The sequence below is a fragment of the Brevundimonas sp. VNH65 genome, from assembly GCF_049445955.1.
Lineage (GTDB): Bacteria > Pseudomonadota > Alphaproteobacteria > Caulobacterales > Caulobacteraceae > Brevundimonas.
Map to the genome: position 1 here is coordinate 128,433 of NZ_JBMSDX010000006.1, position 19,206 is coordinate 147,638.

General features: G+C 69.0%; 19 protein-coding genes and 1 tRNA gene. 10 read left to right on the forward strand and 10 right to left on the reverse strand.

The window, feature by feature from the left end; genetic code table 11:
• Positions 1–168 precede the first annotated feature (168 nt).
• Positions 169–251: transfer RNA gene (locus ACO2Q1_RS11330), tRNA-Leu, on the forward strand.
• Positions 252–313: 62 nt separating this feature from the next.
• On the opposite strand, the gene ACO2Q1_RS11335 is transcribed toward ACO2Q1_RS11330, so the two are convergent.
• Both ACO2Q1_RS11335 and tadA read right to left on the reverse strand, forming a co-directional pair.
• Positions 314–721: an MliC family protein gene (locus ACO2Q1_RS11335; protein ID WP_423329574.1), complete on the reverse strand. Its 408-nt coding sequence runs from the start codon at positions 719–721 to the stop codon at positions 314–316.
• 65 nt (positions 722–786) lie between these two features.
• On the reverse strand, positions 787–1,245 hold the full coding sequence (tadA, locus tag ACO2Q1_RS11340) for a tRNA adenosine(34) deaminase TadA (RefSeq protein WP_423329575.1): 459 nt from the start codon (positions 1,243–1,245) through the stop codon (positions 787–789).
• A 12-nt stretch (positions 1,246–1,257) separates the two neighbouring features.
• On the opposite strand from tadA, the gene ACO2Q1_RS11345 reads away from it, so the two are divergent.
• From ACO2Q1_RS11345 to ACO2Q1_RS11355, 3 genes are read left to right on the forward strand one after another with little or no spacing between them, the layout of a single operon-like run.
• Positions 1,258–2,694 (forward strand): pseudouridine synthase, encoded by a 1,437-nt coding sequence (locus tag ACO2Q1_RS11345; protein WP_423329576.1) that lies wholly within the window; start codon positions 1,258–1,260, stop codon positions 2,692–2,694.
• 2 nt (positions 2,695–2,696) lie between these two features.
• Positions 2,697–3,260 (forward strand): 16S rRNA (guanine(966)-N(2))-methyltransferase RsmD, encoded by a 564-nt coding sequence (gene rsmD / locus ACO2Q1_RS11350; RefSeq protein WP_423329577.1) that lies wholly within the window; start codon positions 2,697–2,699, stop codon positions 3,258–3,260.
• 15 nt (positions 3,261–3,275) lie between these two features.
• On the forward strand, positions 3,276–4,325 hold the full coding sequence (locus tag ACO2Q1_RS11355; RefSeq protein WP_423329578.1) for a Kelch repeat-containing protein: 1,050 nt from the start codon (positions 3,276–3,278) through the stop codon (positions 4,323–4,325).
• Positions 4,326–4,385: 60 nt separating this feature from the next.
• Here ACO2Q1_RS11355 and ACO2Q1_RS11360 read toward each other — a convergent pair whose 3' ends face one another.
• The 3 genes from ACO2Q1_RS11360 to ACO2Q1_RS11370 are packed head-to-tail and all read right to left on the reverse strand — an operon-like array spanning position 4,386 to position 7,537.
• Positions 4,386–5,177, reverse strand: coding sequence for a TrmH family RNA methyltransferase (locus ACO2Q1_RS11360; protein ID WP_423329630.1), 792 nt, complete (start codon positions 5,175–5,177; stop codon positions 4,386–4,388).
• 2 nt (positions 5,178–5,179) lie between these two features.
• The gene (locus ACO2Q1_RS11365; protein ID WP_423329579.1) at positions 5,180–6,070 is read right to left on the reverse strand and encodes a class I SAM-dependent methyltransferase; all 891 of its coding nucleotides are present in this window, start codon (positions 6,068–6,070) and stop codon (positions 5,180–5,182) included.
• Positions 6,071–6,079: 9 nt separating this feature from the next.
• A complete protein-coding gene (locus ACO2Q1_RS11370; RefSeq protein ID WP_423329580.1) occupies positions 6,080–7,537 on the reverse strand; it encodes a glycosyltransferase family 2 protein in 1,458 nt (485 codons plus the stop codon).
• 91 nt (positions 7,538–7,628) lie between these two features.
• Here ACO2Q1_RS11370 and ACO2Q1_RS11375 point away from each other — a divergent pair, with 91 nt between their 5' ends.
• Entirely contained in the window at positions 7,629–8,288 is a 660-nt protein-coding gene (locus ACO2Q1_RS11375) for a TetR/AcrR family transcriptional regulator (protein WP_423329581.1), read from the forward strand.
• Positions 8,289–8,294: 6 nt separating this feature from the next.
• Here the strand turns inward: ACO2Q1_RS11375 and ACO2Q1_RS11380 are convergent, their stop codons facing one another.
• A complete protein-coding gene (locus ACO2Q1_RS11380; RefSeq protein ID WP_423329582.1) occupies positions 8,295–10,367 on the reverse strand; it encodes a transglycosylase SLT domain-containing protein in 2,073 nt (690 codons plus the stop codon).
• Between the two features lie 110 nt (positions 10,368–10,477).
• Here ACO2Q1_RS11380 and dapA point away from each other — a divergent pair, with 110 nt between their 5' ends.
• Both dapA and smpB read left to right on the forward strand, forming a co-directional pair.
• A complete protein-coding gene (gene dapA, locus ACO2Q1_RS11385; protein ID WP_423329583.1) occupies positions 10,478–11,374 on the forward strand; it encodes a 4-hydroxy-tetrahydrodipicolinate synthase in 897 nt (298 codons plus the stop codon).
• Positions 11,374–11,865 carry an SsrA-binding protein SmpB gene (gene smpB / locus ACO2Q1_RS11390; protein ID WP_423329584.1) on the forward strand — a complete coding sequence of 164 codons (492 nt, stop codon included), beginning with the start codon at positions 11,374–11,376 and terminating at the stop codon, positions 11,863–11,865. The genes dapA and smpB overlap by 1 nt, the downstream gene beginning before the upstream one ends.
• 204 nt (positions 11,866–12,069) lie before the next feature.
• On the opposite strand, the gene ACO2Q1_RS11395 is transcribed toward smpB, so the two are convergent.
• The 4 genes from ACO2Q1_RS11395 to ACO2Q1_RS11410 all read right to left on the reverse strand — a co-directional run bounded on the left by ACO2Q1_RS11395 (position 12,070) and on the right by ACO2Q1_RS11410 (position 15,705).
• Positions 12,070–12,969 (reverse strand): hypothetical protein, encoded by a 900-nt coding sequence (locus ACO2Q1_RS11395; protein WP_423329585.1) that lies wholly within the window; start codon positions 12,967–12,969, stop codon positions 12,070–12,072.
• A 60-nt stretch (positions 12,970–13,029) separates the two neighbouring features.
• Positions 13,030–14,019: a hypothetical protein gene (locus ACO2Q1_RS11400; RefSeq protein ID WP_423329586.1), complete on the reverse strand. Its 990-nt coding sequence runs from the start codon at positions 14,017–14,019 to the stop codon at positions 13,030–13,032.
• A gap of 101 nt (positions 14,020–14,120) precedes the next feature.
• Positions 14,121–15,044 carry a hypothetical protein gene (locus tag ACO2Q1_RS11405; protein WP_423329587.1) on the reverse strand — a complete coding sequence of 308 codons (924 nt, stop codon included), beginning with the start codon at positions 15,042–15,044 and terminating at the stop codon, positions 14,121–14,123.
• A gap of 121 nt (positions 15,045–15,165) precedes the next feature.
• Entirely contained in the window at positions 15,166–15,705 is a 540-nt protein-coding gene (locus ACO2Q1_RS11410; protein ID WP_423329588.1) for an NYN domain-containing protein, read from the reverse strand.
• A gap of 40 nt (positions 15,706–15,745) precedes the next feature.
• On the opposite strand from ACO2Q1_RS11410, the gene folK reads away from it, so the two are divergent.
• From folK to ACO2Q1_RS11425, 3 genes are all read left to right on the forward strand, one after another.
• Positions 15,746–16,270, forward strand: coding sequence for a 2-amino-4-hydroxy-6-hydroxymethyldihydropteridine diphosphokinase (gene folK, locus ACO2Q1_RS11415; RefSeq protein ID WP_423329631.1), 525 nt, complete (start codon positions 15,746–15,748; stop codon positions 16,268–16,270).
• A gap of 105 nt (positions 16,271–16,375) precedes the next feature.
• Positions 16,376–16,735 (forward strand): DNA-directed RNA polymerase subunit omega, encoded by a 360-nt coding sequence (gene rpoZ / locus ACO2Q1_RS11420; protein WP_423329589.1) that lies wholly within the window; start codon positions 16,376–16,378, stop codon positions 16,733–16,735.
• Positions 16,736–16,863: 128 nt separating this feature from the next.
• A complete protein-coding gene (locus ACO2Q1_RS11425) occupies positions 16,864–19,017 on the forward strand; it encodes a RelA/SpoT family protein (protein WP_423329590.1) in 2,154 nt (717 codons plus the stop codon).
• The last annotated feature ends 189 nt before the right edge of the window (positions 19,018–19,206 follow it).

Sequence of the window (19,206 nt, forward strand, 5' to 3'; positions counted from 1 at the left end):
GTCGCCTGGACGCCACCGGCAGAACCCGTTCGGCTTCTGCCTTCGCGCGCGTCGGGTCGGTCGGTTCCGACCTGTGTCCCCGTCGGTTAGAGCCGGTGGGGCGGCGCCCCCACCTAACTGACGATTTCCTTGCCGTTTTCTCCTCGCCAGCTATAGACGGGATCGTTCGCGGCTATGGCGAAATTGGTAGACGCAGCGGCTTTAGGTGCCGCCGGGCAACCGTGGGGGTTCGAGTCCCTCTAGCCGCACCAATAACCGGCTTGGCCGAACTTGAGGCCTGCCCCCTGAACACCCGGTCGAACTCGCAGGTCGATCAGTCCACCGCCCGGCATTCGGTCGGGTCGCGATCCTCGACCGTCCAGGTGGCCAGGGCGCCCCTGCCGCGCAGGTCGTGGGCCGAGGCCCGGTACCAGATGCCGTCGGCCGCGCGCTCCTGATAGAGATCCACCGCCAGCCCGCCGGAGGTCCGCACCGTCGCCATCTCGCGCGGATTGTCGAAGTCGACCGTCAGGTTCTCGCCGTTCTGACAGACATACATGGTGCGGATCACCCGGTTCAGGGCGCGGTCCTGAAGTTCGGCGCCTGTGCGTTTTCGGGCGGTCTGGGCCTCGATCGCACGCTGCTTCACCGCCTCGCTGTCGGTCGGCGCGTCTCCGGAACCGCAGGCGCCCAGAGGCGAGCCGGCCGCCAGGGCCGCTATGAGCAGAACTCTCTGATGCACCGGCCGTCTCCCCCAGGGTCGTTCGGCCAAGCGTGGCCGTGTTCCGGGCCAATAACGCCGCGGGCCTAACCCTGTTCCGTCGTCGCTCGCTTGCGGCGCGCCCGGAAGAAGCCGCGCAGCAGTTCCGACGAGTCGTCCGACAGCACGCCGCCCTGGATCGCGGGCCGCCAGTGGATCGTCGGCTGGTCGAACAACCTGGGGCCATGGATCAGGGCGCCGCCCTTGGGATCGTCGGCGCCCCACACCACCCGGCCGATGCGGGCGTGGCTGATCGCTCCCGCGCACATGGCGCAGGGCTCCAACGTCACATAGAGTGTGAGCCCCGTCAGGCGATAATTCTCGCGGGTTTCCGCCGCCCGGCGCAGGGCCGCGATCTCGGCGTGGGCGGTCGGATCATGGGTGGCCACGGGCCGATTGAAGCCCTCTGAGACGACTTCGCCCGTCGATTCATCGACGACGATGGCCCCGACCGGAACCTCGCCTTCGTTCGCCGCCGCTTGCGCCAGGGCCAAGGCCATGCGCATGAACCGCTCATCATGGTCCGCCATACAGACGACAACGACAAGAAGCCCCGCCCGCGTCAAGACGCCGGCGCCCGTAAACCTGCCTCACGCGGTTCGCGTCCCGAGGGCGAGATCCGTGGAAAGCGCTATTCCGCCGATCCCAAGGCCGGCGCCAAGGCCCCCAAGGCTCCGCCCGAGCCCAAGCGCACCGAACGCATCGCCAAGGCCATGGCCCGCGCCGGCATCGCCTCGCGTCGCGAGGTGGAGCGGCTGATCGGCTTGGGCAAGGTGGCGGTCAACGGCCGAATCCTGGACACCCCCGCCACCCTGGTCACGCGGGACGACAAGATCACGGTGGACGGCAAGCCCATCGCCGCGGCCCAGGCCACGCGGGTCTGGCGCTACAACAAGCCGGTCGGCCTGCTGACGTCGCACAATGACCCCGCCGGTCGGCCGACGGTGTTCGACAATCTGCCGAACGGCCTACCGCGCGTGATTTCGGTCGGACGGCTGGACATCAACACCGAAGGCCTGCTGCTGCTGACCAACGACGGCGAGCTCAGCCGGGCGCTGGAGCTGCCGGACACCGCCCTGGTGCGTCAGTATCGCGCCCGTGCGCGGGGTCGCATCACCCAGGCCCAGCTGGACACGCTGAAGGACGGGGTCACCGTCGACGGCGTTCGCTATGGCCCGGTCGAGGCGACGATCGAAAAGGCCAAGGAGGCCGCGGAGGCCAGTTCGGCCAATCTGTGGCTCAGCGTCCGGATCACCGAGGGCAAGAACCGCGAGGTCCGCAAGGTGCTGGAATCGGTCGGTCTGACCGTCAACCGGCTGATCCGCCTGGCCTATGGCCCGTTCCAGCTGGGCGAACTGCCGAGCGGCGCCGTCGAGGAGGTGGGGCCGCGCGTCATCCGCGAACTGCTGGCCGAGCACATCCGGCCGGAGAACCTGCCGCAAGGGAATACGGTCGCGACGCCGGCGCCCATTCCGGGCCGCCGCAACGCGCCGGTCGTGCGCGGCCGCTCGGGCTCGGCGATGAGTGATCCATCGCGCAAGCCGAGCCGTGTCCGCGCCGCCGACGCCGCCATCGAAGAGGCCGCCAACCGGCCGGAGAAGAAGACCGGCTGGGCCAAGGCCAAGCCGAAGTTCGAACACCCCAAGCGCGAGTTCAAGCCACGCGCCCGGCCGGACGGGGAGGGCGCGGCCGCAGATCGTCCGCGTCGCAGCCCCCGGTCCATCGAGGACAAGCTGATCGGCGCCAAGTCCGAAACCTGGGCCCGCGACGCGAAGAAGGGTGACGCCCGGCGCGGCGACCGTCCGTTCGGCGACCGCAAGAGCCCTGGCGGCGGACGACCGGCGGCGGGACGTCCGGGCGGCAAAGGCCCCCGGCCCGCCGGTCCCGGCCCCGCCGGATCCGGATCCCGAGGTCCCGGATCTGGGGGTCGCGGCGCGCCGCGCGGCCGCCGCTGACCATGCGGATCGTCGCGGGCAGCCTGAAAGGCCGGGCCATCACGGCGCCGGAAGGGCAGGGCACGCGTCCGACCAGCGACCGGGCGCGTCAGGCGATCTTCAATGTGCTGGAGCACGCGCCCTGGGCCGAGGGGCTGCATGAGGCCCGCGTCCTGGATTTGTACGCCGGGTCCGGCGCCCTGGGCTTGGAGGCCCTGAGTCGGGGCGCCGCCTTCTGCCTGTTCGTCGAGACCGATGACGGCGCGCGCGGCGCCATTCGCGAAAACATGGACGCCTTCGGGCTGTTCGGGCGCTGCCGCGTGCATCGCCGCAGCGCCACGGACCTGGGCCAACGACCCGGTTCAGCGGGCGAGGCCTTCACCCTGGTCTTCCTGGATCCGCCCTATCGTCAGGGCCTGGGCGAGCAGACCCTGGTCCGGCTTCTGGAAGGCGGCTGGCTGGCGCCCGGTGCCATCGTCGTGTTCGAACGTGGTTCGGACGAGCCGGACATCGACACGCCCGGCTATGAACGACTGGACGCCCGCGACTACGGCGCGGCGCGGGTGTTGTTCCTCCGCGTCAGCTGAGGCAGCCTGCGGGCCATGACCTCCCTGACCCGACGCATGATGCTGGCGGCGACCGCCGCAACGCCCCTGACCATCGTCGCCGGAGCCGCACGGGCCCGCGCGGGCGGAGCATGGACCGCGCGCGCGCCCATGCCGGCCGTGGCCCAGGAAATCTACGCCGCGCGCCAGGGGCCGCTGATCTACACCGCCGGTGGGCTGGTCGGGCGGCCGGGCGGGCTGTTCATCAATGACGACTGCTTCGTCTATGACGCGCGCCGGGACGAATGGACCGGCGGACCGCGCCTGCCGGAGCCGCGTCATCATCTGATGCTGGTCGACGGTCCGGGCGACCGCATCTGGGGCTTTGGCGGCTATGACCGGCGTGATGGGGGCGAATGGACGGCCATGACCCAGGTCTGGGTCATCGACCAGGGCCGCTGGCACGAGGTTGGACGGATGCCGTCGCCGCTGTGCGAGACCGTGGGCCTGCACCACGACGGCCTGATCCATCTGGCCACCGGCCGGTCGCCCAAGGGCGAGGCCAACGGTCAGTGGAACGACCAGGGCGATGTGGACACTCACCTGATCTTCGATCCGGCCGACCTGAAATGGACCACGGGCCGTCCCTGTCCCATGGCCCGTAACAGCGCGGCAGGGGCCGTGCTGGACGGCGCCCTGTGGATCGCGGGCGGGCGGACGGTGACGGGCGGAGGGACCGGCCGGCTGGATCGCTATGACCCGGTCGCCGACCGTTGGGACACCCTGGCGCCGATCCCGGTCTCGCCGCGCACGGGCAAGCAGGTCGGCGGCGGCCTGGCTCTGGCGGCGGCGCGCGGCAGGCTGGTCGCTTTCGGCGGTGAATGGTTCGCGCCGCGCAGCGAGGGCGGCGGGGGCGGGGTCTTCGCCGAAACCTGGATCTATGACCCGGCCCGCGACGCCTGGACCGAGAGCGCGCCGATGACCACCCCGCGCCACGGCCTGGCCGCGGTGACGATCGACGACGTCGTCTATGCCCTGGGCGGCGGCGAGGTCGTCTCGGGCGGCGCGGCCTCGGAGCGGACGGAGGCGTTCAGGTTCGAGGGTTGAGGGACCAGCCTCTCGGCGCGCCCTCGGCCGGCAAGGGCGTCTGACCCAACGGCGGCGACGCTAGACCCCGTCCGTCATCGCATAGACCATGATCCCTGTGGCGATGGCCAGGTTCAGGCTGTCAGCGCGGCCCCGCATCGGAATCTTGACGTTGACGTCGCAGGCGGCCGCGAGGACGTCGGTCAGGCCGGCCTGTTCGTTGCCCATCAGCACCAGCGACGGACGCCGCACCTCGGCCCCGCGATAGTCGGCGGTGGCGTCCAGCCGGGTGCCGATCACGCTGCCGGGCCATTTCGCCCGCCAGGCCAGGAATTGTTCGGGCGTGGCCTTGCTGATCGCCACGGCGAAGACCGAGCCCATGGTCGCGCGCACCGCCTCCACCGAGAAGGGATCGACGCAGTCGCCGATCAGGATCACCCCGCCGCATCCGGCCGCGTCGGCCGTGCGGATGATGGTGCCCAGGTTGCCGGGGTCGCGCACCTGCTCCAGCGCCACCCAGCACGGCGCGCTGTCGGGCGTCAGGTCGTCCAGCGGCGTGTATTTCTGCTCAAACACCGCCAGCACGGTCTGCGGATTGTCGCGGCGGCTGATCTTTTCGAGGATGGCGTGGGTGACCACAATGACCTCGCCGCCAGCCCGGGTCGTTTCCGCCCTGGCCCGGTCCAGCAGCGGATGCGGCCGGGCGTCCTGGCCGACCAGGAGGGTCTTCGGGACGCGGCCCTGATCGAGGGCCTCGCCGATGAACTTCAGCCCCTCGGCCAGGAAACGGCCGGTCGCCTCGCGCTCCTTGCGCATGTGCAAGGCGCGCACGGCCTTGACCGTCTCGTTGGTCAGGGAGGTGATCTCGCGCACGCTCACCGCGACCACCGCGCGAAGAAGCTCAGGCCGATGGCCCGCCCGTCCGGCCCGTCCTCGCTGAGGGCCAGTTCGCCCCAGTCGATGCGGCCGCCGCGATCGGCCGTCGCCTCGGCCATCAGGTGGGCCAGCGACAGGCCCGAGATGCGCGCCGCATAGGCGTTGAGCAGCAGGAAGTCGGCGTCATCGGCCAGCAGGGCGACGCAATCCTTCAGCAGCGCAGGCATGTCCTCGAACAGCCGCCACACCTCGCCGGTCGGCCCGCGTCCGTATTTGGGCGGGTCGAGGATGATCCCCTGATACTTGGACCCCCGCCGCACTTCGCGGGCGACATATTTCCGCGCGTCGTCGACGATCCAGCGGATCGGATGGTCGGCCAGGCCCGACTGCTCGGCGTTTTCGCGCGCATAGTTGACCGACTTCTTGGAGGCGTCGACGTGGGTGACCTCCGCGCCCGCCGCCGCCGCCGCCAGGCTGGCCACGCCGGTGTAGCCGAAAAGGTTCAGCACCTTCGGACGTTTCAGCCGGGCGATCCGTCCATCCAGCCATTCCCAGTTCGCCGCCTGCTCCGGGAAGAAGGCCAGATGCCGGAACGGCGTGAACCGGCCGGTGAACCTCACATCACGCCAGGACAGGGGGAAGGTCTCGATCGGCTTGCCGGAAAAGCGCCACCGGCCGGCGTCCTCCTCGTCCTGGGGATCAAACACGGCGTCGGCGCGGTCGAAGGCGCCGGGGTCGCGCGGGGCCCACCAGCACTGGGGCTCGGGCCGCACCACCGAGAACCGGCCGTAGCGTTCAAGCTTCCGCCCATGGCCGGAGTCCAGCAGCGCATAGTCCGACCAGGCCTTGGTCAGCAGGGTTTCGGGGGTGGGAGAGAGAACGGGCGGCATCGCCGCTGCTTAATGCGAGACGGTCCCGAAGCGAAGCGCCTTGTCGATTTCCAGCAGCGGGTCGTCGGCGTCGATCTGGGCCTCGACCTCGATCCGGTCCGGCTCGTGCGCCGTCTTGTCCCAGGCGAACGGCTCCCGCAGCAACCGCCAGACCGCATGCGCCAGGGCCAGGCTGAGAAGGGCCCAGACGACAGGCGAGGTGGCGATCTCGAACAGGCCGAACCGCACGCCGGCCCGCCGGGCCCCGATCGCGCCGTTGATCCAGGCCGAGACGATCCCCAGGCTCATCACCCCCATCGCCGCTATGGGCGCAGCGGGCGGCAACCCCGCCAGAAGCGCCACCATCACCAGCACCGCGATCACCGCCAGCGACCCCGCATGACAGGCGGCCGAGACCAGGGGCGCGCCGATGGTCATGACCAGCGCCAGATTGCCTCGCCAGCCCAGGCCGCGGGGATCGCGCGTGTGCACGCCCCAGGTCTGCAGGAAGCCTTTCAGCCATCGCGTGCGCTGGGGCAGCCAGTCGTGCAGTCGGCGCGGCGCCGTCTCCAGGGTCGGCAGGCGCGCCACATCCAGTCGCCATCCGTCCCGCCAGAGCGCCAGCCCCAGGTCGGCGTCCTCGGTGACGTTCCACGCGTCCCAGCCGCCGGCCTGTCTCAAGGCTTCGATGCGGAAGTGGTTGCTGGTCCCGCCCAGCGGAAAAGGCAGGCCCAACTGCGCCATCGCCGGCAGGGTCACCTCGAACAGGGCGGCGTACTCCACCGCGAACTGCCGCCCCAGCAGCCGTCCGCCCAGATCGGCGTGGTCGACCGGCCGGATTCGCAGGGGCGACTGGATGCAGCCCACCTGTTCCTCGACGTCGGCGGCGAACCGCGCGGCCGTCTCACGCAACTGGCCCGGATGCGGCTGATCCTCGGCGTCATAGATGGTCACCAGGTCGCCTGTCGCGCGGGCCAGACCATGGTTCAGCGCCCTCGGCTTGGTGCGCGGGCGGCCGTCCGGCACGATCACCACCTGCAGCCAGTCCGGACGCGGGGTCGTCAGGGCGGCGGCGATCGTGGGCGCGTCGTCCGTCTCGAGCAGCAGCATCGCCTGCAGCCGGTCCGGCGGATAGTCGATGGCCGCCAGTCGCCGGATCAACTGCGGCACGACCTCGGCCTCATCATGCAACGCCGCCAGGATGGTGTAGCGCGGCAGGTCCGGGGTCGGAACAGGAACCGGGGCGGCCGGACGCCTCAGCCCTGTCGTGGCCAGGGTCAGGCGCCAGAGCCCGACCGCGAGGAAGGCGGCCTGCACCAGCGCGAAGCTGATCAAGGCCAGCAGGTCAGGGGCCTGAATCAGTCCCAATACGGCGATGGCTGGCAGGGCCGCCCAGAACGACCACTGGCCCAGGCTCAGCCCGCGATAGGCGGCGGTCGGGCGAGGCGGAGGCGATCCGGTCCAACTCTCCGCGATGTTTCCGGACATTCCAGATACGTAACGATGTTACGCCAATGTCGCAAGCCTTGGCGGTCGGCCGGGAATGGGCCTATTCAGGAGACGCAGCAGGAGCCGCCCATTGTCCAGTATCGCCAGGGATCGCACGTCGGTCGGGGTCGAGAAGTCGTCCAGGACCCGCAAGCCCAAGGGGGAGGGCCACTCCCGCCGCGCCGAAATGCTGGCGGCCGCCGAACGGATTTTCGTGGAGCACGGCTACGAGGGCGCCACCATCCGCAAGATCGCCGACGAGGTCGGACTGTCGTCCACCGCCCTGTACATGCATTTCGCCGACAAGGGCGAAATCCTGCATGAGATCTGTCGTGAGACGTTCGAAAAGCTGATCGCCTCCAACCGCCGCATCCTGGCCGACACCGCCGACGCCGAGCAGCAGCTGAAGCGCATGCTGGACGCCTACGTCGCCTTCGGCTTCCGCAATCCCAACGCCTACCGGCTGGTCTATCTGACGCGTCCGATCGAGGCGCGGGACGGCGCCGAGACCGCGGCACAGCAACTGGGGGCCGAGCTGTTCGGCTCGCTGCAGAGCGTGCTGGACCGGCTTCAGGCCGACGGCCGTCTGATCGTGCCGGACGCACGGGTGTCTGCCCAGCTGTTCTGGGCCGGGGTCCACGGCGTGGTGTCCCTGATCATCACCAAGCCCTATTTCGAATGGGGCGACGGCGAAGCCTTGGGGCAGGCGATGGGCGCGGCCCTGCTTCGGGGTCTGATCGAGCCGGTCTGAGCCGCGTCAGGGAATATAGGGTCGGGGGCCGCTGCCGACCGACGACGCGCCCATCCCCGCGACGCCGCGTGCGATGTCGGACGAGGTGGTCAGAGGCGCCGTTCCGCCGTTCAGCCGCGCCTTGTAGACGGCCATGTTCTCCATCACTCGCATCATGTAGTTGCGCGTCTCGGTGAAGGGCGCGCACTCGATGAAGTCGACGGGATCGACCTGACCGCCGCGCGGGTCGCCGCAGCGGGCGATCCACTGGGACGGGCGGCCGGGCCCGGCGTTGTAGCCCACGGTGGTCAGCAGCATCGATCCGCCGAACTGATTCATCAGCTCGCCCAGATGATAGCTGCCCAGGGTCATGTTGTAGTCAGGGTCCCACAGCCGCTCGGCCGAGTAGGGCATGCCCAGCCGACGGGCGACCCCAGAGGCCGTGGAGGGCAGGAACTGCATCATGCCGCGCGCGTCGGCGTGCGAACGGGCGCGGGGGTCGAAACTCGATTCCTGGCGGGTGATGGCCAGGGTGAACTCCAGCGGCGCCGCGCCGGGAACCGAGGGCGGAATGCGGACCGGATACATCCGCTCGGGCATCAGCACGCCGCGCTGGCTGGCCGCGCGGCCCACCATCATGGCGGTGAAGCCCTCGCCGTAGCCGCGCGACAGGTCCATCAGCAGGGCCAGGTCGGTCGGCAGGGGCACGGAGTCGTCGAGGTGGTAGGCGAACACCCGGAACAGGCCCATCTCGCCCGTTTCGCCGAGAATGCGCATGGCGCGGACCAGTTCGCGGTTCTCGAACTGGGCGACGTCGGCCGAGGTCGGCGACGGATCGCCGGGCAGGGTGATCGAGCCGTACCCGGCCTTCTCCGCCGCCAGCTGGCCGTAGAAGGTCTGGATGTACTGGGCGCCGGACCGGTACCACTGCTGGGCCCCGGCCTGGTCGCCCCGCGCCTCGGCGGCGCGACCCAGCCAGTAGGCTGCGCGCCCCTGGGTGATCGGGGTCGAGGACACGGTGCGCAGCCGTTCGAAATGCTGGGCGGCGCGGCCGGGATCGCCCAGCTTGGTCAGGGCGACCCAGCCGGCGAAGAACTCGGCGTCCACCAGACGGTCGCCCGACGGGAAGCCGTGGCCGTTCATGGCGTCATAGGCCGCCTGCCAGTTTCGGTCCTGCAAGGCGTCGATGAACAGATTGCGACGCTCGCTCCACAGCGTGTCCTGGCCGTCCCGATGCGAGGGCGCGGCCGGCAGATAGCGGAGCAGGGGGTAAGCTTCATTGTTGCGGTTGGCCGCGCGGAGGATCCGCACCCGTTCCTGCACCACGGCCGGATCGAGCGCCTGGTTCGGGGTCAGATCGGCCACGACAGCATCGGGGCTGTAGGCCGATCGCAGGGTCATGGCCGCCTGGGCGGTGGCGCGGCGGTCGGCCGAGGCCAGGTTCACCATGGCGCGGGTCGCCGGCCCGTGCGGCCCGCTGAGCAGCACGCCGAGGCGGGCGTCGTGGTCGTCCTGGCTCAGCCAGCCGCTCCAGCGGGCCAGAAAGCGGCTCTGGTCGGCCTCGGCGAAGGACTGCGTCCGCCACCAGTCGCGCACCAGCCGCTGCGCCTCGCCCTGGCGGCCCGTCTGCTCCAGCGCCCAGGCTAGGGCGATGGCGCCCTGAACGGTGGCGGGCTGGTCCGACCCGAAATAGCCAAGCACCTCATTGGCCGACACGCCGGCGCGATCGAGGGCGATTTCGGTCGCCGAAACGCGCGCGTCGGCGCGCGGCCAGTCGCGAAGCGTCCGGGCGTCATCCGACAGTTCGCGCCAGGACATCCGGTCAGCCGAGGTGTCGACCAGGGCCCATTCGACCAGTTTGCGCGCCGCCGGATCACCGATCTGATTGATCGCACCGCGGGCGCCGGCGATGTCCTTCGCGCGGGCGGCGGCCAGGCCCTGGCGGAAGGCGGCGGTGTCGGCGTCGTTCAGCACGCGCGGCTGATAGGAGGCGCCGGCGACCTGGCTGTACGGCGTCGGGCCTTCGGCGTTCAGGCCGGCCGTGGTCTGGGGCAGCGGAGCGAGAACCGCCAGTGCGGCCGCGATCGAGGTCGCCAGCATGATCTTCCTTACCCCATTCATACAGTTGCGGCGCGCGACACGCCGACCTACCCTTTACGGCTTGTCGCGGGTAGATACCCGCCGTTTCCCATTCAGGTAGAGTTCTCACCATGACCGCCCCCCTGTTCAAGGGCGTGATCACCGCCCTGATCACACCACTTCGTGACGGAAAGGTGGACGAAGCCGCTTTCGACCGCCTGCTGGAGCGCCAGATCGCCGCAGGGGTGGAGGGCGTCGTCGCCATGGGCACCACCGGCGAGAGCGCCAGTCTGACCACCGCCGAGCGCCTGGCCGTCATCGAACGCTGCGTCAGCGTCGCCGCCGGTCGTGTTCGGGTTCTGGCCGGGGCGGGGGCCGCGGCCACAGACAAGGTCATCGACCTGGTTCGTCATGCCAAGACGGTCGGGGCCGACGGCGCCCTGATCGTCACCCCCTACTACAACCGCCCGTCGCAGGCGGGTCTGCAGGCGCATTTCGAGGCCGTGGCCGAAGCGGTGCAGTTGCCGATCGTGCTGTACAACGTGCCCGGCCGCACCGGCTGCGACCTGTCCAATGAGACGACGGCGGCCCTGGCGGCCCATCCGAACATCGTCGGCATCAAGGACGCCACGGCCGACATGGCCCGCGTCAGCTGGATGCACGCCAACATCCCGGGGGCCGCCGACGGCCGTTTCGCCCTGATCTCGGGCGATGATTCCAGCTTCCTCGGCTATGTCGCCCACGGCGGGGTGGGTGTGATCTCGGTCACCTCCAACGTCGCGCCCGAGGCCATGGTGGCGTTGCAGAAGGCGCTGACGGCCGGCGATCTGGCCTCGGCCCGGTCGTGGCAGGATCGGCTGATTTCGCTGCACAAGGCGCTGTTCCTCGACAATTCTCCGTCGCCGGCCAAATACGCCCTGGCGAAGCTGGGCCTGTGCACCGAGGAAATCCGTTTGCCCCTGGTGGTCACCCGCGACGAGGTGAAGCCCATCCTCGACGCCGCCATGGTCGCGGCCGGAGCGCACTGATGGCCCCTCCGCCCCGCGGCGAAAAGAAGAAGACCGGCCAGGCGAAGACCATCGCCGAGAACCGCCGCGCGCGCTTCGACTACTTCCTCGAGGACAATGTCGAGGCGGGGATCCAACTGCTGGGCACAGAGATCAAGGCCTTGCGCGACGGGCGCGCAAATATCGCCGAATCCTACGCCGCCGTCGAAGGGCGCGAGATCGTCCTGATCAACGCCGACATCCCGCCCTACAAACAGGCCAATCGTTTCAATCACGAGCCGCGCCGGCCCCGGAAGCTGCTGCTGCACCGCAAGCAGATCGACCGCTTCATCGGCGCCGTCCAGAAGGACGGCCAGACCATCATCCCCGTCCGCCTGTATCTGAACGAAGACGGCAAGGCCAAGCTGGAGATCGCCCTGGCCAAGGGCAAGAAGCTGCACGACAAGCGCGAGGCCTCGGCCGAACGCGACTGGCAGCGCGACAAGGCCCGGCTGATGAAGGAACACCGGTAAAGGCGTTAGGGCGCCACGCCACACCGTGCACCCCGGCGAAGGCCGGGGTCCAGATGGCGATACACCTTGTCCGACGTTGATCCTCTTTAGGAAGACCCTGCCACGGGCGTCCGGATCTGGTCCCCGGCCTTCGCAGGGGCGCTCGGCTGAAAAGGGTCGGGGCAGGAACTGGGCGTCGATCCGGGTTCGACGTTATCGTCCGGCCTACGGTTCGGTCGCCGCTGCATCCCGGTTCCGCTGGCGGTCACGGAGCATGGAGTCTGCGATTTCGCCCGTCTGCTGGTTGGAAGCCCTTCGGTTCAGTTCGGCGCCGTAGAGGGCGTGCAAATAAGATCTGTCCCATTCGGTGAGGGCGACCTCGTGTCGCTCGTCACGGAACAGATTCAGGACTGTGTCGAAGGTCGAGGTCTCGGCCAGGGGATCGATCTGCGACAGGGCGACCATGCCGACATAGTCGCCCAGCCGCCGAATATCGACGCCCTCGGCCGCCGCCACATCGACGATGACGAAAACCTTCTGAAGATCGTTTCTAATGGGGTTCTGTAGGCGATTTCCGCCCGCGATGAACGGCGCTCCCTCGCCGAACATGCGCACGGCGGGGCGGTTGGTGTCGCGGATCATGGGCATGCTGATGTGCCACCACCGGACTGGCGCGGACGTGTCCTGAAACCGCTGCAGCGCCGCCGAATGTCGCGGCGCGCCGGCATAGGGCGCCCGAAAGGCCTGGGGCCGTTCGGCCACCAGCCCTCGTACCAGGCCCGATCCATCGTCGGTGGCGATGATCAGGACATTGGGGCTGCATCCCGGTTCGCCGATGTCCAGCCCGGCCTCCAGGGCGACAGAGGACACCTGATCCGCCAGGACCTGGGCCGCCTCGCGCTGGAAGTTGACCACCCCGACACAGACGCTGCGGTTCCACCGCGCGGGGCCGCGTCGGTCCAACGGGGCGACAACCTCGTCCACGAACTCTTCGACGGCCCGTCGCAGCGACTGCCCCTGCACGACCACATCGGCGACGACGTCCGGCGGCGGCTCGTGTGTCTGAGACTGGGCGGGCCCTCCGGTCGCCGAGAGGGTGATCGCTAGAACAATGGCCGCGAACATCTGGCGTTTGCTTTCCTCGCTCCTGGCGCCCGTCGGTTTTCAATCGGGCGTGGCTCGGCCTCAGTTTCCTTCGGGCGGCTCCGCCGCTTCCATGTCACGGCGCGCATCGACGATGGAGGCGATGATCTCGGTCGCGCCGGCGCGCAGGTCCTTGCGGGTGCGGACGGCGTCGTACAGGCCGCTCAGATAGGCCCGATCCCATTGGGTCAGACCCGACGCCTGTGTCGGCTCGTCGAAGACGTTCAGCACCGAGAGATAGCCGCTTGTGTCGGCCTCGGGGTCGATCTGGGCCAGGGTGACGAAGGCGATGTAGTCCGCCAGTTGTTCCGTCGTGACCTCGCCGATCTTGTCCACATCGACGATGACGAAGACCCGCTTGGTGTCGTCCACGATCTGCGTGGACAGTCGAGATGCGCCGCGGAGATAGATCTGGGGCGCGAAATTCTCCGGCTTCTCGAAAGCGGAGGTGCTGGTGTTGTGGACGTAGTTGTGATGACCGAACAGGCGGACGGCGATCTGACCGGTGTCGTTGTCCGTGGGCGCCGACACGACCCACCAGCGCACGGGCTGATCGTTGTGGATGAACCGCTCCAGAGCGGCCCCGCCGAGATCCATGCCCGCGCCGCCGACGCGGAACAGGCGGGGGCGCTTGGCGACGAAATCAGGCGTGAAGGCGTTGGCGTCGGCGACGGCGACGATCAGGGCGGTCGGCGTGCAACCCGGCTCGCCGACGACCAGTCCCATGTCCTCGGCGACCGTGGAGACCCGATCCACGATGTACTGGGCGACGTCGTTCTGAAGGTTCGCAACCCCCACGCACAGGCCGCTGCGCCAGCGCGCCAGGCCGCGGTTTCTCGCCGGGGCGGCCACCTCCTGCACGAAGCTGCGGGTCATGTCTTCCAGACGTCGGCCATCGACTGTGATCTCGCCCAGATCGACCGCTCCGGGGGAGCCGGCGACGGGGGCCGCGTCCTGCATGTGGCGGGTCACGCCCTCGTCCGCCGGAGAGGCGCTGAACAGGGCGAGGGCGGCGGCTAGGGCGATGGGCATCGGGAACCTCCAGACCAGCGGCGCATGGCGTCTGGCGACGGTCTCACGATCCCCGACGAATCACAACGTTCGCCGCCGGTAGACAGCGGATTCGGGCGATGTCAGTCGGTGACGTCGGGCTCGGCGCGGTCCATGGCGCGGCGCGCCCGGACGATTGACGACACCACCTCCATCGAACTGGCGGCGGGGTTCCGTCGCGTCCGGATCGCCTGGTAGAGGCCCGTCAGATAGGCCTTGTCCCAGTCGGTGAGGGTGGGGGTGGCCTCTGGATCGTCGAAGACGTTCAGGATCGACCGATAGCCGCTGGTGTCAGCCTCCGGATCGATCTGGGCCAGGGTGACGAAGGCCAGATAGTCGGCCAGTTGCTCGGTGCTGACGTCCCCCAGCTTGTCGACGTCCACGATGATGAAGGCGCGTTTGGTGTCGTCCACGATCTGGGTGTTCAGGCTGGAAACGCCTCGCCGGCTGATGAAGGGCGCCTCTTCGCCGAACAGCCGCACGGCGATCGTCCGTGAATCATCATCTACGGGGGCGGACACGATCCACCAGCGCACGGGCAGGTCATTCTGCTTGAACTGCTCCAGGGCCGCGCGACCCCTGTCCATGCCCGCGCCGCCGACGCGGAAGAGCCGCGGTCGCTTGTCGACAAAGCGCGGGGTGAAGGCGTTGGCGTCGGCCACCGCCACGATAAGCACCGACGGTGTGCATCCGGGGACGCCCGGACGCAGTCCCACGTCCTCGGCCACGGTCGACACGCGATCGACGATATACTGCGCCAGGTCGTTCTGCAGATTGGCGACGCCGACGCACACGCCGTCACGCCAACGCGCGATGCCCCGGTTTCGCGCCGGCGCAGCGATTTCGCGGACGAAGTCCCGGGTCATGTCCTCCAGCCGGCGGCCCTCGACCGTCACTTCGCCGAGATCGACGGCCTCCTGTTCGGACTGGGCTGCCGGAGTGGGCGGCGGTGCGCTTGCGGCGGGTGCGACCTGAAGCGCCAGGGCGGTGAGAAGTGACGCCAGCATGCGAACTCTCCGAGATCATGCGCGCCGTAGCGGCCCGCGAACTTGTGCTGCCGGGATCATGTCCTGCCGATCATCGAATGTCGATCTGTCCGGGCGTCCGCTGCGGAGGCCGCAGAAGGCCTCAGCCCGCGCCGCGCGGCCGGCACCAGTCGCCGGTCATGTCGTTCAGATCGACATAGGCGTCCGCCTGACGGCGCAGGTCGTCGGCGATCATCGGCGGTTGGCTCTTGAGGGTCGACACCACCGTCACCCGCACGCCCCGCGCCTGGACCGCCTGCACCAGCCGCCGGAAGTCGCCGTCGCCCGAGAACAGCACGGCGTGATCCAGCCGGGGGGCCAGCTCCAGCATGTCCACGGCGATCTCGATGTCCATGTTGCCCTTGGTGCGGCTGTGGCCCTGGGCGTCGGTGAACCGCTTGACCGGCTTGGTCACCGTCGAGAACCCGTTGTAGCCCAGCCAGTCCACCAGCGGCCGCACCGCCGAGAACTCCTCGCCCTCGACCACGGCGGTGTAATAGTAGGCTCGGACCAGTTGGGCGCGGTCGCGAAAACTGTCCAGCAGCTTGCGGAAATCCATGTCCAGGTTGAGATTTCGCGCGGCGGAGTAGAGATTGGCGCCGTCGATGAACAGGGCGACGCGTTCGGTCGGATGAAGCTGCATGGGCGATCCTGCTGAAATATCGATCTCCGGCGCCGCCAATATGGACGGCGCGGGTCCGGGCGCGGACGGCCTGGACGACGCTGTCTTCGTCGCCCTGGGCTGCAATGACAAGGGGGTCTGGGCCTCCTGTCGCGAGGCGCTTGAGGCGGCGCTGGCCCGCTTCCGGCCGGAGGGCGTGGATGTCGTCGCCCGCTCCGGCTGGTGGTCCTCGCAGGCCTGGCCCAACCCTGAGGACCCGCCCTTCCTCAACGGCGTCGTTCGCGTGGAGACGGCGCTGGCTCCGACGGAGCTGATGGCCGCTCTGGGCCGCATCGAGGACGCCATGGGCCGGGTTCGCGGGGCCCGCAACGCGCCCCGGACCCTCGATCTGGACCTGATCGCCTATGGTCGGCTGAGCGGCGATCTGGACGGACTGATCCTGCCGCACCCCCGCGCGGCCGAGCGCCTCTTCGTCATGGGGCCCCTGGCGGAAATCGCGCCGGATTGGGTGCATCCGTCCGGAGGATCAGCCGTTGAACTGGCGCGCGGGGCGACTGTGGGCGGCGACGCGCGGCCTGACCGCTGACTTCCGGTTCGGCCCGCCGCCCAAGATTCGCCCATCTGGCGTTGCACAACGCCCCGGCTTTCTCTATTTTCTCCCGCTCTCCCGGATCGCCCCCGAAGGATTCCCATGGCTCGCGTCACTGTCGAAGACTGCATCGAAAAGGTGCCGAACCGTTTCGGTCTGGTCCTGCTGGCCGGCAACCGCGCCCGCGCGATCGCCAACGGCGCGCCCCTGATGCTGGACCGCGACAACGACAAGAACCCGGTCGTCGCCCTGCGCGAATTGGCCGAGGACAAGGTCATCCCGGATGAGCTGACCGAGACCATCGTCGTCGCCCTGCAACGCGTCGATGAGCGCACCGAGGCCGAGGACGAGGCCGAGGTCGTGGCCCTGCTGGCCGAGCCCCAGCACATGAACATGGCCGAGCAGGAGCTGATCCGCGCCCTGCAAAGCGACCGCGACGGCGGTCAGGAGGAACGCTACTGACGGCCGAGCCCGTCACCGGCGTCACCATTCTTCCGGCGCGGACCGACAGCTCCCCGCCGGTTCCTGACATCGCGATTCGACCGGCGGCGGCCGAACCCGTCGCTGCGCCCGAAACGCGCGCCCGCGTCATGCGCCAGTTCGAGCTGGTCGAGGCGGTCAAGGCCTATGATCCGACCGCCGACGAGGCCCTGATCAACCGGGCCTATGTTTACGCCATGCGGATGCACGGCTCGCAGCTGCGCGCCTCCGGCGATCCCTATTTCGCTCATCCGATCCAGGTCGCCGGCATTCTGACCGACTATCGGCTGGACACGGCGACCATCGTCACGGCCTTGCTGCATGATGTGGTGGAGGACACCACCGCCACCCGCGACGACATCGCGGACATGTTCGGCGAAGAGATCGCCGTCCTGGTCGAGGGCGTCACCAAGCTGAGCCGGCTGGAGCTTCAGGCCGAGCACACCCGTCAGGCCGAGAACCTGCGGAAGTTCATTCTGGCCATCAGCCGCGACGTGCGGGTGCTGCTGGTCAAACTGGCCGATCGTCTGCACAACATGCGGACGCTACATTTCGTGAAGCCCGAGAAGCGCGAGCGCATCAGCCGCGAGACGCTGGAAGTCTATGCGCCGCTCGGCCGCTCGATCGGCATTCACTCCATCGCTTCCGAACTGGAAGAACTGGCCTTCGAGCATCTCAATCCGACGGCGCGCACGGCGATCCAGCGCCGGCTCGAGGCCCTGAAGCTGGAACACGGCCACGCCATCGAGGGCGTCGCCCACGAGGTCGAACGGGTGCTGGACGAGGCCGGCATCGACGCCCGCGTCTTCGGCCGGCAGAAGACGCCTTATTCGATCTGGCGCAAGTTGCAGCGCAAGACGGTGGGCTTTTCGGCCCTGTCGGACATCTACGGCTTTCGCGTCATCGTGCCGTACGAGGATGACTGCTACCGCGCGTTGGGCGTCCTGCATCGCGCCTGGCCGGTGGTGCCGGAGCGGTTCAAGGACTTCATCTCGACGCCAAAGTCGAACAACTATCGCTCGCTGCACACGACGGTGATCGGTCCCGGCGGCCTGCGCATCGAGATGCAGATCCGCACCGAGGCCATGGATCGCGTGGCCGAGGACGGGGTGGCGGCGCACTGGGCCTACAAGAACCAGTCCTACGGCCTGGACACCGAGGCCATGCAGGCCGGCGGCGGGCGGGACCCCCTGCAGAACCTCCGTCATCTGGTCCAGGTGATCGAACATGGCGAGGGCGGCGAGGACTGGGTCGAGCACGCCAAGCTGGAAATGTATCTGGAGCAGGTCTTCTGCTTCACGCCCAAGGGGCGGCTGATCACCCTGCCGCGCGGCGGCATGCCCCTGGACTTCGCCTATGCCGTCCACACCGAGGTTGGGGACACGGCGGTGGGCGTCAAGATCAACGGCGAACTCAAGCCGATGCGGACGGTGCTGCAGAACGGCGACGTGCTGGAGATCATCCGCGGCGCCAAGCGGGAAGCCCATGCGGACTGGCGCTCGCTGACGGTCACGGGCCGGGCGCGTTCGGCCATCCGCCGGCACCTGCGCGGGGCCGAGCGGGAGGAGTTCGCACGTCTGGGCAAGGCGTCGCTGGAACAGACCCTGACAAAGGTCGGCAAGTCGCTGGACGGCGTGTCGCTCAAGTCGGTTCTGGAGACCCTGGTCATCGACAACGAGACCGACCTGTTCGAGGGCATCGGCCGGGGCCGGGTGTCGCCGGTCAAGGTCGCCGAGGGCCTGTTCCCGCAGCTGAAGGGCGTGATCGGTCCGGGCGCGAACCGCAAGCGGATCCAGGACGGCCAGGCGCGCCTGTTCGTGCGCGGCGGCGGCCTGACGCCGGGCGTCAGCATCCATTTCGGCCAGTGTTGCTCGCCCCTGCCGGGCGACCGCATCGTCGGCATTCTGGAACCGGACAAGGGGCTGACGGTCCACACCATCGATTGTCAGCGCCTGGCCGACTTCGCCGATGACGACAGCGCCTGGCATGATCTGCAATGGACGCCCCAGGCCGAGAAGCAGGCGCTGGCGATTGCACGCCTGAAGGCGACCGTCCGGAACGGGGTCGGCGTCCTGGGTCAGGTCACCACCACCATCGGCGAGGCCGGCGGCAATATCCGCAACCTGGTCCTCAGCCACCGCGCCGAGGACTTCTTCGACCTGAACTTCGATGTCGAGGTCGAGGACGCCAAACACGCCACCGCCATCATGGCCGCCCTGCGCGCCAACCCCGCCGTCGAGGCCGTCGAGCGCGCCAGGGGCTGAGGGACTTCTAGCTGACTTCCTTCAGAGCCGTGCACCCCGGCGAAGGCCGGGGTCCAGGCTCTGACATTTCCTCCGAACAGGAGGCCGTGGCGGTGGTCGGCGGCCGGACCGGTGCTGGATCCCGGCCTTCGCCGGGATGCACGGTGAGAGGGGGCTCCCGCCGGCGCGTCTCAACTCCTAGACTGACGC

Bases quoted from the DNA above. Each gene is read 5' to 3' on its own strand.
- dapA (WP_423329583.1), top strand. From the start codon at position 10,478: ATGACCGCCCCCCTGTTCAAGGGCGTGATCACCGCCCTGATCACACCA.
- ACO2Q1_RS11410 (WP_423329588.1), bottom strand. From the start codon at position 15,705: ATGCAGCTTCATCCGACCGAACGCGTCGCCCTGTTCATCGACGGCGCC.
- ACO2Q1_RS11405 (WP_423329587.1), bottom strand. From the start codon at position 15,044: ATGCTGGCGTCACTTCTCACCGCCCTGGCGCTTCAGGTCGCACCCGCC.
- ACO2Q1_RS11400 (WP_423329586.1), bottom strand. From the start codon at position 14,019: ATGCCCATCGCCCTAGCCGCCGCCCTCGCCCTGTTCAGCGCCTCTCCG.
- folK (WP_423329631.1), top strand. From the start codon at position 15,746: ATGGACGGCGCGGGTCCGGGCGCGGACGGCCTGGACGACGCTGTCTTC.
- rpoZ (WP_423329589.1), top strand. From the start codon at position 16,376: ATGGCTCGCGTCACTGTCGAAGACTGCATCGAAAAGGTGCCGAACCGT.
- ACO2Q1_RS11365 (WP_423329579.1), bottom strand. From the start codon at position 6,070: ATGCCGCCCGTTCTCTCTCCCACCCCCGAAACCCTGCTGACCAAGGCC.
- rsmD (WP_423329577.1), top strand. From the start codon at position 2,697: ATGCGGATCGTCGCGGGCAGCCTGAAAGGCCGGGCCATCACGGCGCCG.
- ACO2Q1_RS11425 (WP_423329590.1), top strand. From the start codon at position 16,864: ATGCGCCAGTTCGAGCTGGTCGAGGCGGTCAAGGCCTATGATCCGACC.
- tadA (WP_423329575.1), bottom strand. From the start codon at position 1,245: ATGCGCATGGCCTTGGCCCTGGCGCAAGCGGCGGCGAACGAAGGCGAG.
- ACO2Q1_RS11355 (WP_423329578.1), top strand. From the start codon at position 3,276: ATGACCTCCCTGACCCGACGCATGATGCTGGCGGCGACCGCCGCAACG.
- ACO2Q1_RS11370 (WP_423329580.1), bottom strand. From the start codon at position 7,537: ATGTCCGGAAACATCGCGGAGAGTTGGACCGGATCGCCTCCGCCTCGC.
- smpB (WP_423329584.1), top strand. From the start codon at position 11,374: ATGGCCCCTCCGCCCCGCGGCGAAAAGAAGAAGACCGGCCAGGCGAAG.
- ACO2Q1_RS11395 (WP_423329585.1), bottom strand. From the start codon at position 12,969: ATGTTCGCGGCCATTGTTCTAGCGATCACCCTCTCGGCGACCGGAGGG.
- ACO2Q1_RS11345 (WP_423329576.1), top strand. From the start codon at position 1,258: ATGGTCCGCCATACAGACGACAACGACAAGAAGCCCCGCCCGCGTCAA.
- ACO2Q1_RS11380 (WP_423329582.1), bottom strand. From the start codon at position 10,367: ATGCTGGCGACCTCGATCGCGGCCGCACTGGCGGTTCTCGCTCCGCTG.